The organism is Mesorhizobium sp. M0340 (genome assembly GCF_040321535.1).
Lineage (GTDB): Bacteria > Pseudomonadota > Alphaproteobacteria > Rhizobiales > Rhizobiaceae > Mesorhizobium.
The window spans coordinates 112,769-125,377 of the sequence record NZ_JAMYRR010000018.1 but is presented as its reverse complement, the minus strand read 5'-3'; the positions used below and the strand labels follow the sequence as shown (position 1 = coordinate 125,377).

The following is a 12,609-nucleotide window of genomic DNA, read 5'->3' as shown; positions in this document are numbered from 1 at the left end:
CTGTAGCCATGCCGTCCGTCTCATCCCCAGCCTCCCTTTGGCTGGCGATAAAACCGGACAACTCATGTGCTACCTAATCCGGACAACTCATCTGCTTACGACAGAAGCGGACGAGGGAGTTGGACGAAGCGAGACGGCATACTAGAGTAGTTCATCACCGATCCGGAATCGCAGAGGAACGATCATGGCCGAAATCGTCGCCATCAAGCCTGCCGTTGCCGAAGGGCCGGTCGTCTCCAGGCTGGACAACGGCGTGCTGCGCCTGACGCTCGCCAATCCGCCGGCCAACGCTCTTTCGCTTGCAACGATGGCGGCGCTGACGGCGGAACTCGACCGCGCCAAGGCCGACAAATCCGTCCGCGTCATCGTGCTTGGGGCGACCGGCAAAGTGTTCTGCGCCGGGCACGACCTCAAGGAGTTGAGCGCGCACCGCGACGATGCCGATCGCGGCAGGGCCTTCTTCGAAAAGACGTTTTCCGCCTGCGCTTCCCTGATGCAGGCGATCGTTCGCCATCCTAAGCCGGTGATCGCCGAAGTCGATGGCTTGGCGACAGCGGCCGGATTGCAGCTGGTCGCCAGCTGCGACCTCGCCATCGCCTCACACGAGGCGACCTTCTGCACGCCTGGCGTCAATATCGGCCTGTTCTGCTCGACGCCGATGGTGGCGCTGTCGCGCAACGTCTCGCGCAAGCACGCCATGGAGATGCTTTTGACCGGCGAGACGATCGATGCGGCAACCGCCAAGGAATTCGGCTTGGTCAACCGCGTCGTGCCGCGCGAATATCTGAATCAAATCGTCACCAAATACGCGCAAACCATTGCCTCCAAATCGTCCTTGGTCGTCAAGATCGGCAAGGAAGCGTTTTATGAGCAGGCCGAGATGGGGCTGGCCGAGGCCTATGATTACACCGGGCGCGTCATGGTCGAGAACATGCTGGCGCGCGATGCGGAAGAGGGCATCGGCGCCTTCATCGGCAAGCGCAAGCCGGAATGGCCGGAGGAATAGGAGGCGGATATGGAACCGCGCGTCTCCATCATCACCATCGCCACGGACGATCTCGACCGCGCCGTGCGCTTCTACGAGGCGATGGGCCTGACGCGCCATGTCGGGATCACCGAGGGCGTTGCCTTCTTCCAGATGGGCGGCGCCATTCTCGGCCTGTTCCCGCGGCAAAGCGCCGAAGAGGACTCGGGCGTTACCTTCTCCAAGGCGCCGTCGGCCGTCTATCTCGCCTACAACACCCGCTCCGACGCCGAGGTCGATGCAGTGCTGGCGATGGCCGAGAAAGCCGGCGGCCGTATCGTCAAGCCGGCTGGCCGCGCATTCTGGGGCGGCTGGTATGGCTATTTCGCCGACGCCGACGGGCATGTCTGGGAAGTCGCGCACAATCCGGCCTTTCCGATTGCGGAAGACGGAACGATCTCGCTGCCGGGCTGACGAGGTTCCCCTCTGGCCCATTGCAAGCCACTTGCTCGGCTGTTGGCACCTCACTCCGAAGCGCTGTATGACGAGGCATGAACCACGACGCCTACGACAACGCCTATATCGCCGGCATCCTTAATTCGGTGAAGACCATCGCCATGGTCGGCGCGTCGGCCAATGACGTGCGGCCGAGCTACTTTGTGCTGAAATATCTGCTCGGCAAGGGGTTTTCGGTGTTCCCGATCAATCCCGGCCAGGCCGGCAAGGAAATCCTCGGGCGGATGACCTATGCCAGGCTGGCCGATGTTCCAGAGCCAATCGACATGGTCGACGTCTTTCGCGGCTCCGTGGCAGTGCCGGGCATCGTCGAGGAGGTCTTGCGGCTCGATCCGCTGCCGAACGTCATCTGGATGCAGCTTGGTGTGCGCAATGACGAGGCCGCCGCGCGTGCCGAGGCCGCCGGCATCAAGGTGGTGATGAACCGTTGCCCGAAGATCGAATACGGCAAGCTGTCCGGCGAGATCGGCTGGACCGGCGTCAATTCCGGCGTCTTGTCGTCGAAAAAGCCGCTGATGCGCCCGGGATTCCAGAGTTTCGGCGTTCGCCAGAAATAATCTTCCAGTTCTGCCGTATTTTTCCGCCAGCCCCGCCGCCGTTATCACGGGGAAGGGCATTTTCTTCTTTGCATTCGGAGCCGGGCTCCGCCAACAATGCGGCGCGCTTTTCAGAAGGTTCCAAGGAGGTTTTCGATGGCCCGCACGCCCGGTTTCAACACGCTCGCCGTCCATGCCGGCGCCAAGCCGGATCCGGCGACCGGCGCGCGAGCGACGCCGATTTACCAGACGACCTCCTTCGTCTTCGACGATGCCGACCATGCCGCCTCGCTGTTCGGGCTGAAGGCGTTCGGTAACATCTACACCCGCATCATGAACCCGACACAGGCGGTGCTGGAAGAGCGCATCGCGGCACTCGAAGGCGGCACGGCAGGCCTTGCGGTCGCCTCCGGCCATGCCGCGCAGGTGCTGGTCTTCCACAATCTGATGCAGCCCGGCGACAATTTCGTTTCAGCGACAAAGCTTTACGGCGGCTCGATCAACCAGTTCGGTCATGCCTTCAAAAATTTCGGCTGGCAGGTGCGCTGGGCCGACACCAATGACATCTCGAGCTTCGAGAGCCAGATCGACGACAGGACCAAGGCAATCTTCATCGAAAGCCTGGCCAATCCGGGCGGCGTCTTCGTCGACATCGAGAAGATCGGCGACGTTGCCCGCAAGCACGGCCTGCCACTGATCGTCGACAACACGCTGGCCTCGCCCTATCTGCTGCGGCCGATCGAACATGGCGCCGACATCGTCGTGCATTCGCTGACCAAGTTCATCGGCGGTCACGGCAATTCCATCGGCGGCGCCATCGTCGACGGCGGCACCTTCGACTGGTCGAAGTCGGGCAAATACCCGATGCTGTCGGAGCCGCGCCCCGAATATGGCGGCCTCGTCCTGCACGAAACCTTCGGCAATTTCGCCTTCGCCATCGCTGCCCGCGTGCTTGGCCTGCGCGATATCGGCGCGGCGATTTCGCCGTTCAATGCATTCCTTATCCTGACTGGCCTGGAGACGTTGCCGCTCAGGATGCAGCGCCACTGCGACAATGCGGCGGCGGTCGCCGGATGGCTCTCCAAGCACCCCAAGGTCGCCTGGGTGTCCTATCCCGGCCTGCCCGGCGACAAGAACAATGCGCTGCAGAAGAAGTACTCGCCGCTTGGCGCCGGCGCGGTGTTCACCTTCGGGTTGAAGGGCGGCTATGCGGCGGGCATCAAATTCGTCGAAGCGCTCGAATTGTTCTCGCACCTGGCCAATGTCGGCGACACCAAGTCGCTGGTCATCCACCCGGCATCGACCACGCATCGCCAGCTTTCCGACGAGCAGAAGATCAACGCGGGGGCAGGGCCGGACACAGTCAGGCTTTCGGTCGGTATCGAGGACGTCAACGACATCGTCGCCGATCTGGAACAGGCTCTCGCCAAGGTTTGATCGCCATGACCCCGCCGAAATTTCTTTCCGTCGGCGTCGACACCGTGGAACCGGAACTTGGCGCGCCGGCGCCGGATCGCCTGATTTCGGGCGATCCGAAATTCCGCACCTGGAATGTCGAGGAACAGGACGGCGGCCTTTATGCCGGCGTCTGGGAAGCGACGCCAGGCAAATGGCGCATCGAATATGATGAGTGGGAGTTCTGCCACATCCTGTCAGGGGTTTCGGTGATCGCCGAAGACGGCGGCGATGCGCGGACTGTCAGGGCAGGCGACAGCTTCGTGCTGAGGCCGGGCTTTAAGGGCAGCTGGGAAGTGCTTGAAACGACTCGCAAGGAGTATGTGATCAAGCTTTGATCACCCCTGCGGCTGAGCCTGCCGGACCGAATGCTCAAAAGCGCACGGCGAGCGTTTCCAGCCCATGGAAATGATAGGTGTCGCGCAAGCGCGGCTGTTCGGCAAGATGCAGCTGCGGTAGCCGGTCGAACAGGGTTTTCAACGACACCTGCAATTCGAGCCGGGCGAGCGGCGCGCCGATGCAGAAATGAATGCCGGCGCCGAACGATACGTTCTTCTGGTCGGCGCGGCCCGGCCTGAAGGCGAAGGGCTCGGCAAAGGCCGCCGGGTCGTGATTGGCCATGCCGAGCAGCAGACCGATCGTCTCGCCCGGCAGGACGACGATACCAGGCCCGGCCTCGACCTTCTGATAGGCGTAGCGCGTGAACATGTGCAGCGGCGCGTCGAAGCGCAGGCACTCTTCGACGGTCGCGGCTGTTGCTTCCGACGAGGTGAAGAAGCGGCGTGGATCGCCGCCTTGTGCAAGGATCGACCGCACCGCATTGCCGGTCTGGTGGACAGTTGCCTCATGGCCGGCATTGAGCAAAAGGATGGCCGAGGATACCAGCTCGTCCTCCGACAGTTTCTGGCCGTCCTCCTGTGCCGCAATCAGCAGCGACAGAAGATCCTCGCCCGGCCTCTTTCGCCGCTCGGCGACGTAGCCGCGCAAAAAAATCGAAAAGTCCCGCGCCGCGCGATTGGCCGTCTCTTCGGTCTCTCGGGTGCGGCCGTGCATGTACATGGCGACCATCCGATGCGACCAGTCGAGCAGCTGCGGCCCCATGTCGACCGGCACGCCGAGCATCTCGGCAATGATGGTGATCGGCAAGGGAGCGGCGAGCGCCGGCAGCAGGTCGACTTCTCCTGGTTCGAAACGGTCGATCAATTCGTTGGCCAGCGCCTCGACACGCGGCCTGAGCCGCTCGATCTGGCGCGAGACGAAGGCGCGGTTGACCAGCGTTCTGAGCCGTGTGTGGACAGGCGGCTCCAGCTCCAGCATCGAATTGGCCTCGACGCCGTCGAATGCGCTGAGATGCGTACGGTCCTGGCCGATGCCTCGGCTGTCCGGAATGCCGGCCGGGTTCTGGCGGCCGAAGCGGCGATCGCGCAGCAGACGGTTGACGTCGTCGAAGCCGCCAAAGCACCAGAAGCCAAATTCTTCCCAGAAGAAGGCGTTCGATGCACCGTGCAGGAAGGCGTAGGCTTCGTATGGATTCTGGAAAAAGGCCGGCTCGTGCGGATCGAGCCGCAGGCTGCGCGTGGCTGGATCAAAGGCAAGGTAGGGCGGCTTCAATTCGGTCATGCCAGATCATTAGCGCGGCTTGCCAGTCTGGTGCCAGACCGTATGTTGGCCCTGCCGTGAGGTGAGCCGCCGAAGCGGTTGCGGAAGGACAGTTTTCATGAATGTGATCGTGGTCGGTGCAGGCATTGCCGGACTTTCGACGGCGTGGTCGCTGGTCAAGGCTGGTCACCTCGTCTCGATCGTCGAGCAGGGATCAATCCCCAATCCGCTCGCCGCCTCCGGCGACCACCATCGCATTATTCGCCGCGCCTACCGGGCCGGATCGGGCTACGGCCGGCTGATCACCGAAGTCTATGAGGCCTGGGACGAGATGTGGGCCGATCTCGGTGAAAGCCATCTCGATCCGCGCGGCTTCATCTGTATTTCGCGCGAGCCGGGAGATGAGGCGGAGGAATACCGCGAGGGCATGGAAGCGGGAAATTATCCGTTCGAATTGGTCGAGCCGGACGCCGCGGTCGAACGCTGGCCGTTCCTAGAACCTGGTTCATTCCGCTATGCATATTTTTCGCCGGACGGCGGCGCGCTGCACTGCCGCAGGATCGCTTCGGGCCTCGCCAGGTGGCTGCGCGCGAACGGCGCCAATGTCTACGAAAACAGCAAGGTCGCCGAGATCGACGCCGACGCCGGACAGGTCGTGCTTGCGAGCGGCGAAACGATGCAGGCCGACTGGATCGTCGTCGCTGCCGGCGCCTGGGTCCTGAAACTGTTCCCGGAACTGGACGGCGAACTGAAAACCTATCGCACCGCGCTCGCCTATGTCGAACCGCCGGCGGATTTGAAAGAAACATGGCAGGCAGCGCCGGTCGTCCTCGACGTCGGCGGCAGCGTCGACGGCTATGCAATCCCGCCGACAGGTGGCGCCAGCATGAAATTCGGCTCGGGCCTGCACAGGGTGCCGACCAGCGATGCCGACTGGAACCGCCAGCCGGTGCCGGGCGAAGGCGAGGCGATCCGCAACCTGTTTTCGCCGCCGATTGCCCGTATCGAGGAGTATAAGGTCACCGAGGTGGTCACCTGCGCCTACACCTTCACCGTCGACGAGAAGTTCCTGGCCCACCAGAAAGGCAAATGCCTGGTCGTCTCGGCCTGCTCCGGCCACGGCTACAAGTTCGGCGCGGCAGTTGGCAGAAAGGTTGCGGCCTGCGTCAATAATGGCGATGTCGACGGCCTGAAGAAATGGCTCAGGGCCGAGGCGCCCTGAGCGCCTAGTATCGGCAATGCCTCGGAATATGCACGCGCCGCCAGCTCGATGAGCCCTCCCTGACGACCACGCGGCGAGCCACTGTCTGATAGGACGCCGGAATGTCGATGATGCGCCGCTGCTCCGGCCGCACCAGCACCTCTTCGGCGACGCTCTCGTATTCGGCGGGGAGGACAACGCGCCGCCGGCGTTCCGGCTCAACCACGACGATTTCGGCCACGCGTTCATAGCGCGCCTTGTGCCTGACCTTGCACAGCACCTTGCGGCCGTGGATAATGCGCCATTCCCACGAATAGCCGCCGTTATCGACCCTCAGGGAGCGGTAGATGGTGCGGGTGATGGCGGGCACGATCTCGTAGCTGACACGCACCGGCGCGATCTGCACCACGCGCTCGCGCGTTCCGTAGATTGGCGCCTCGTATTCCGCCTGCTGGCCGGCTGGGCTGACGAGCACGTCCTCATAGACCGTGTCGTAGACGGCCGGCCGGTTGACCTGCTCGTAGCATTCGACCGCGCGTCCGCCGGCAGCCGTTTCGGACGCCATGCCGAGAACGGTAATGCCGGTAAGGGCCAAGGAAGCAGCTTTTCCTGATCATCGCACTCCCCCTGTTTGAACTGCATGAAGCGAGTTCAACGTTGAATTGTAGGGTAAGCCGTGGCTGGAAAAAGCGGTTTCACCATTTTTCGTTAAGCGATGCGGTTAAGAAAACGCTAAACGCCGGCCAGGCATGAGCGCCCTTCCGACGGCAGGAGAGGGCTGCCGGCACGGCGAAGGGCGAAACTTGCTTTGGAAACCTTGATTCGACTTAACCGGATGGCTAGGAGAGGCGGCCTTGCGCTAGGGTGAGCCGGCATCCTATTTACACAATAACGATCCAGAACCGATTCTGCCCGATTGCAAATCTCCGGCGCCGGAATCCCATCCTCAAAAAGGGATAGTCCATGAAGAACCCCGTCGAAACCTACATGAACCTCGTTCCGATGGTGGTCGAACAGACCAATCGCGGCGAGCGGGCCTACGACATTTTCTCGCGGCTCCTCAAGGAGCGCATCATTTTCATCACCGGCCCGGTCGAGGACGGCATGGCGACGCTGGTCTGCGCGCAACTGCTGTTCCTCGAAGCGGAGAATCCGAAGAAAGAAATCAACCTCTATATCAACTCGCCCGGCGGCGTCGTCACCTCCGGCATGGCGATCTACGATACCATGCAGTTCATCAAGCCCGCCGTGTCGACGCTGTGCATCGGCCAGGCCGCATCGATGGGTTCGCTGCTCCTGACTGCCGGCCACAAGGACATGCGCTTTGCTACGCCGAATGCCCGCATCATGGTCCACCAGCCTTCCGGCGGCTTCCAGGGCCAGGCCTCCGACATCGAGCGCCATGCCCAGGATATCATCAAGCTGAAGCGCCGCCTCAACGAGGTTTACGTCAAGCACACCGGCAAGAGCTACGATGAGATTGAAAGAACGCTCGACCGTGACCATTTCATGACTGCCGACGAGGCCAGGGATTTCGGTCTCATCGACAAGGTCATTTCGTCACGTGAGCCGGTCGAAGGTATTGCCTTATAGTCCCGCGGTGGCCCTGCGGTGGCAATGAGTGGCGGGATTACGCGCTTTTGCCGCAGCTTGCGGCATTTCGGCCACAATTGGCTGTTCCCTCGACGGGTGCAATTGCCTACGTTAAGGCTATGTTGATTTTCGACGGCTTAGCTTTGCGTGGGGTTGTTCGAATCATTGCCCCGTTTTCCGATTTGTGTTTCGTACGGAATGCGTTGCGGGAGCCGGGGCACTGGCGGCAGCGGATTCCCGCGATAGATTGAATATGCGCCCTTTCAACCAGACCATCGGCGGGCGGCCATGAAAGGACAGGAAAATGAGCAAGGTCGGCAACAACAGCGGTGATTCCAAGAACACGCTTTATTGCTCGTTTTGCGGCAAAAGCCAGCACGAAGTGCGCAAGCTGATCGCCGGGCCGACGGTGTTCATCTGCGACGAATGCGTCGAACTGTGCATGGACATCATCCGCGAAGAGAACAAGACCTCGATGGTGAAGTCGCGCGAGGGCGTGCCGACACCGCAGGAAATCCTCAAGGTTCTCGACGACTACGTCATCGGCCAGCCCTACGCCAAGCGCGTGCTGTCGGTGGCCGTCCACAACCACTACAAGCGCCTCGCCCATGCCGGCAAGAACAACGATGTCGAACTGGCGAAGTCGAACATCCTGCTGATCGGCCCGACCGGCTGCGGCAAGACGCTGCTGGCGCAGACGCTGGCCCGCATCATCGACGTCCCCTTCACCATGGCCGACGCGACGACGCTGACCGAAGCCGGGTATGTCGGCGAGGACGTCGAGAACATCATCCTGAAGCTGTTGCAGTCGGCCGACTACAATGTCGAGCGCGCCCAGCGCGGCATCGTCTATATCGACGAGATCGACAAAATCTCGCGCAAGTCGGACAACCCGTCGATCACCCGTGACGTATCGGGCGAGGGCGTGCAGCAGGCACTTTTGAAGATCATGGAAGGCACTGTCGCGTCCGTGCCGCCGCAGGGCGGTAGGAAGCATCCGCAGCAGGAATTTCTGCAGGTCGACACCGCCAACATCCTATTTATCTGCGGCGGCGCTTTCGCCGGGCTGGACAAGATCATCTCGGATCGCGGCAGGAAGACCTCGATCGGTTTCGGCGCTATCGTCGCTTCGCCCGAGGATCGCCGCACCGGCGATGTTTTCCGCCTGGTCGAGCCTGAGGACCTCTTGAAGTTTGGCCTCATTCCCGAGTTCGTCGGCCGTCTGCCTGTCTTGGCGACGCTGGAGGATCTCGACGAGCCGGCACTGATCCAAATCCTGACCGAGCCGAAGAACGCGCTGGTCAAGCAGTATCAGCGGCTGTTCGAGATGGAAAATGTCGACCTGACCTTCCACGAGAACGCGCTCTCGGCGATCGCCAAGCGCGCCATCGAGCGCAAGACCGGCGCACGCGGCCTGCGTTCGATCATGGAAGCGATCCTGCTCGACACCATGTTCGAGCTGCCAGCACTGGAAGGCGTGCGCGAAGTGGTTATTTCGGAAGAGGTGGTGTCAGGCAACGCCAGGCCGCTCTACATCTATTCCGAGCAGAAGGAAAAGAAGGGCAACGTCAGCGCCTGACGTGAGCCGGCAATGGATTTTTCTGAAACGGCGCCGCGGGGCGCCGTTTTGCTGTCGCACACCGCGTACGGCGCCGCGTGCTGGGTGCGGATTGGAGGTACGGACCGTGTTGACCCTTGATCTTTACCCTCAGTGCCTCCAACTAATGGCAGAAGGCCGTGGTGCCGAATTCTGTGCTGTAAAACTCCCGTCACAAACGGTGGTAGGCGGAACGATCCCCGGTCGTTAATATGAGATTCGCGGTTGGCCGATTGGCGGCCGCGACATGAAAGGTTGGACAATGGCCAAATTATCCAAGGCTCCCAGCGACGGCGTCTTCGCAGTCCTCCCACTGCGCGACATCGTGGTGTTCCCGCACATGATCGTTCCGCTCTTTGTCGGGCGTGAAAAGTCGATCAAGGCGCTGGAAGAAGTGATGGGTCAGGAAAGACAGATCCTGCTCGCGACCCAGATGAATGCCGCCGACGACGATCCGGAGCCCGATGCGATCTTTGACATCGGCACGCTCGCCAATGTGCTGCAATTGCTGAAACTGCCGGACGGCACCGTGAAGGTGCTGGTCGAAGGTGCCTCGCGCGCGAAGATCGTCGCGTTCACCGACCGTCCCGACTTCCATGAAGCCCGTGCTGCGGCGCTGGTCGAACCGGATGAGGAAGAGGTCGAGGTCGAGGCGCTGGCGCGTTCGGTGGTCACCGACTTCGAGAACTACGTCAAGCTGAACAAGAAGATCTCGCCCGAAGTGGTGGGTGCCGCCAGCCAGATCGACGACTATTCCAAGCTCGCCGACACGGTCGCTTCGCATCTTGCCATCAAGATCCCCGAGAAGCAGGAAATGCTCGCCACGCTGTCCGTCAAGGAACGGCTGGAAAAGGCGATGGGGTTCATGGAAGCCGAAATCTCGGTGCTGCAGGTCGAGAAGCGCATCCGCTCGCGCGTCAAGCGCCAGATGGAGAAGACACAGCGCGAATACTACCTCAACGAGCAGATGAAGGCGATCCAGAAGGAGCTCGGCGAGGGCGAGGACGGCCGCGACGAGGCCGCCGAGATCGAGGCGCGTATCAAGAAGACCAAGCTTTCCAAGGAGGCCCGCGAAAAGGCGGAAGCCGAACTGAAGAAGCTGCGGACGATGTCGCCGATGTCGGCTGAATCGACCGTGGTGCGCAACTATCTCGACTGGCTGCTGTCGATCCCATGGGGCAGGAACTCCAAGGTCAAGCAGGATCTGGCCTTTGCCCAGAACGTGCTCGATACGGATCATTTCGGCCTCGACAAGGTCAAGGACCGCATCGTCGAATACCTCGCCGTGCAGAGCCGCCAGAAGAAGCTGAAGGGGCCGATCCTGTGCCTCGTCGGACCTCCCGGTGTCGGCAAGACCTCGCTCGGCAAGTCGATCGCCAAGGCGACCGGTCGCGAGTTCATCCGCATGGCGCTGGGCGGCGTGCGCGACGAGGCCGAGATCCGCGGTCACCGGCGCACCTACATCGGCTCGATGCCCGGCAAGGTCATCCAGTCGATGAAGAAGGCGAAGAAATCCAATCCGCTCTTCCTGCTCGACGAGATCGACAAGATGGGCCAGGATTTCCGCGGCGATCCGTCATCGGCTTTGCTCGAGGTGCTCGATCCCGAGCAGAACTCGACGTTCATGGACCATTACCTCGAGGTCGAATACGACCTGTCGAGCGTGATGTTCGTGACGACGGCGAACACGCTGAACATCCCTGCGCCCTTGATGGACCGCATGGAGATCATCCGTATCGCCGGTTACACCGAGGACGAGAAGATCGAAATCGCCAAGCGTCACCTGATGCCCAAGGTGATCCGCGACCACGCGTTGCAGCCGAAGGAGTTCTCCGTCGGCGAGGACGCGATCCGCGGCATCATCCAGACCTACACCCGTGAAGCGGGCGTCAGGAGCCTGGAGCGCGAGCTGATGAAGCTCGGGCGCAAGGCGGTGACCGAAATCCTGAAGACGAAGAAGAAGACGATCAACATCACGGCGGACAATCTTGCCGATTACCTTGGTGTTCCGCGCTTCCGCTTCGGCCAGGTTGAGAGCGACGATCAGGTCGGCGTGGTCACCGGGCTCGCCTGGACGGAAGTCGGCGGCGAGCTGTTGACGGTGGAAGGCGTCATGATGCCCGGCAAGGGCCGCATGACCGTGACCGGCAATCTGCGCGATGTGATGAAGGAATCGATCTCGGCGGCGGCCTCTTACGTCCGCTCGCGGGCCATCGATTTCGGCGTCGAGCCGCCGCTGTTCGACAAGCGCGATATCCACGTCCACGTGCCGGAGGGCGCAACCCCGAAGGACGGACCGTCGGCTGGCGTGGCGATGGCAACGGCAATCGTTTCGGTGCTGACCGGTATCCCGGTCAGGGCCGATGTGGCGATGACCGGCGAGATCACGCTGCGCGGAAGGGTGCTGCCGATCGGCGGCCTTAAGGAAAAGCTGCTTGCCGCACTGCGCGGCGGCATCAAGAAGGTGCTGATCCCGGAAGAGAACGCCAAGGATCTGGCGGAGATTCCGGAAAACGTGAAGAGCGGCATGGAAATCATTCCGGTCTCACGCGTCGGTGAAGTGTTGCGCCATGCGCTGGTGCGTATGCCGGAACCGATCCAGTGGGTCGAACCCGTTAATGCGCCGGCCGTGGTCGATGTCGCAGACGAAGCTGGTAAATCGCTGGCGCATTAGCGCTTGCTAAAGTTGCAATGCACAAAGAGAGAGCCGGGCCTTGAGCCCGGCTTTTTCATGTGAAGAACCGCAGATTTCCGGGCTTTTTTCAACTTTCTTGGCGCTTTTCGACTTGGTTGCCGGGGCGCTTCTTTCTAAAGTCCGTTTCCTGCCGGATGAGTCGAGTGTTCCGGTTTTCTCATGGAAGGGAATTTTTATGAACAAGAACGAACTGGTATCCGCTGTCGCCGATGCCGCGAGTATTTCGAAGGGTGACGCGCAGTCGGCGGTTGATGCGGTGTTTTCCGTCATCACCGGCGAACTGAAAAAGGGCGGCGATGTCCGGCTTGTCGGCTTCGGAAATTTCACCGTGTCAAAACGCGCCGCGTCGACCGGCCGCAATCCGCAGACCGGTGCGGAAGTGAAGATCCCGGCGCGCACCGTGCCGAAGTTCTCGGCCGGCAAGGGCCTCAAGGACGCGGTCAACTAAGCGCC

At 61.7% G+C, this 12,609-nt stretch carries 12 protein-coding genes; 10 read left to right on the top strand and 2 right to left on the bottom strand.

Annotation, left to right across the window (positions count from 1 at the left end; translation table 11 throughout):
• Positions 1-184: 184 nt before the first annotated feature.
• The 5 genes from NKI79_RS23875 to NKI79_RS23855 all read left to right on the top strand — a co-directional run bounded on the left by NKI79_RS23875 (position 185) and on the right by NKI79_RS23855 (position 3,809).
• On the top strand, positions 185-1,006 hold the full coding sequence (locus NKI79_RS23875; RefSeq protein ID WP_352805014.1) for an enoyl-CoA hydratase: 822 nt from the start codon (positions 185-187) through the stop codon (positions 1,004-1,006).
• Between the two features lie 9 nt (positions 1,007-1,015).
• Complete coding sequence (locus NKI79_RS23870) at positions 1,016-1,438, top strand: VOC family protein (RefSeq protein WP_352805012.1); 423 nt, start codon at positions 1,016-1,018, stop codon at positions 1,436-1,438.
• A gap of 77 nt (positions 1,439-1,515) precedes the next feature.
• On the top strand, positions 1,516-2,037 hold the full coding sequence (locus NKI79_RS23865; protein ID WP_352805009.1) for a CoA-binding protein: 522 nt from the start codon (positions 1,516-1,518) through the stop codon (positions 2,035-2,037).
• 135 nt (positions 2,038-2,172) lie between these two features.
• Positions 2,173-3,453 carry an O-acetylhomoserine aminocarboxypropyltransferase gene (locus tag NKI79_RS23860; protein WP_352805006.1) on the top strand — a complete coding sequence of 427 codons (1,281 nt, stop codon included), beginning with the start codon at positions 2,173-2,175 and terminating at the stop codon, positions 3,451-3,453.
• Positions 3,454-3,458: 5 nt separating this feature from the next.
• Positions 3,459-3,809: a cupin domain-containing protein gene (locus NKI79_RS23855; RefSeq protein WP_352805003.1), complete on the top strand. Its 351-nt coding sequence runs from the start codon at positions 3,459-3,461 to the stop codon at positions 3,807-3,809.
• A gap of 34 nt (positions 3,810-3,843) precedes the next feature.
• Here the strand turns inward: NKI79_RS23855 and NKI79_RS23850 are convergent, their stop codons facing one another.
• Positions 3,844-5,091: a cytochrome P450 gene (locus NKI79_RS23850; protein ID WP_352805001.1), complete on the bottom strand. Its 1,248-nt coding sequence runs from the start codon at positions 5,089-5,091 to the stop codon at positions 3,844-3,846.
• Positions 5,092-5,188: 97 nt separating this feature from the next.
• Here NKI79_RS23850 and NKI79_RS23845 point away from each other — a divergent pair, with 97 nt between their 5' ends.
• A complete protein-coding gene (locus NKI79_RS23845) occupies positions 5,189-6,292 on the top strand; it encodes an NAD(P)/FAD-dependent oxidoreductase (protein ID WP_352804999.1) in 1,104 nt (367 codons plus the stop codon).
• A 4-nt stretch (positions 6,293-6,296) separates the two neighbouring features.
• On the opposite strand, the gene NKI79_RS23840 is transcribed toward NKI79_RS23845, so the two are convergent.
• Complete coding sequence (locus tag NKI79_RS23840; protein ID WP_352805027.1) at positions 6,297-6,836, bottom strand: hypothetical protein; 540 nt, start codon at positions 6,834-6,836, stop codon at positions 6,297-6,299.
• A gap of 398 nt (positions 6,837-7,234) precedes the next feature.
• On the opposite strand from NKI79_RS23840, the gene NKI79_RS23835 reads away from it, so the two are divergent.
• The 4 genes from NKI79_RS23835 (at position 7,235) to NKI79_RS23820 (ending at position 12,604) form a co-directional block, all read left to right on the top strand.
• On the top strand, positions 7,235-7,864 hold the full coding sequence (locus NKI79_RS23835) for an ATP-dependent Clp protease proteolytic subunit (RefSeq protein WP_254817601.1): 630 nt from the start codon (positions 7,235-7,237) through the stop codon (positions 7,862-7,864).
• A 304-nt stretch (positions 7,865-8,168) separates the two neighbouring features.
• Positions 8,169-9,443 (top strand): ATP-dependent Clp protease ATP-binding subunit ClpX, encoded by a 1,275-nt coding sequence (gene clpX / locus NKI79_RS23830; RefSeq protein WP_006332719.1) that lies wholly within the window; start codon positions 8,169-8,171, stop codon positions 9,441-9,443.
• Positions 9,444-9,723: 280 nt separating this feature from the next.
• A complete protein-coding gene (gene lon / locus NKI79_RS23825) occupies positions 9,724-12,135 on the top strand; it encodes an endopeptidase La (protein ID WP_254817728.1) in 2,412 nt (803 codons plus the stop codon).
• 196 nt (positions 12,136-12,331) lie between these two features.
• Positions 12,332-12,604, top strand: a complete 273-nt coding sequence (locus NKI79_RS23820) for an HU family DNA-binding protein (RefSeq protein ID WP_006201846.1) — start codon at positions 12,332-12,334, stop codon at positions 12,602-12,604.
• The last annotated feature ends 5 nt before the right edge of the window (positions 12,605-12,609 follow it).